The 276-nt window shown below is 45.3% G+C and carries 1 protein-coding gene; it reads left to right on the forward strand.

Translation table 11 applies throughout. The features are described 5' to 3' along the window. Window positions 1–159: 159 nt before the first annotated feature. Window positions 160–276 (forward strand): universal stress protein (locus tag SB773_RS31520; RefSeq protein ID WP_410594242.1); only part of this gene is annotated, 117 nt, incomplete at its 3' end.

Below are 276 nucleotides of genomic sequence, written 5' to 3' on the forward strand. Positions count from 1 at the left end.
GAATGACAGTTGAGAAGAGGCATCAGGTTTTTTTTCTTCCAACATCAGGGATTTCCCCTACATACAAAATAGTAGGCTTGGGCTACAATGGGGGTAGGCAAAAGGTTGAATGATCAATGACAGCCTTGCCATGATGAAAAGAGGAAAGGACGTGTTTGTATGTCCCGAATTCTAGTCCCTATTGATTTTTCTGCGCAGTCTATTCAAGCGGTCCGCTTTGCGCTGGCCTATGCTAAAGATAAGCATGAATTGACCTTGCTGCATGCGATTCCCCCG

This window comes from Bacillus sp. SIMBA_074 (assembly GCF_046534555.1).
In the GTDB taxonomy this organism is placed as follows: Bacteria; Bacillota; Bacilli; order Bacillales; family Bacillaceae_G; genus Bacillus_A; species Bacillus_A mycoides.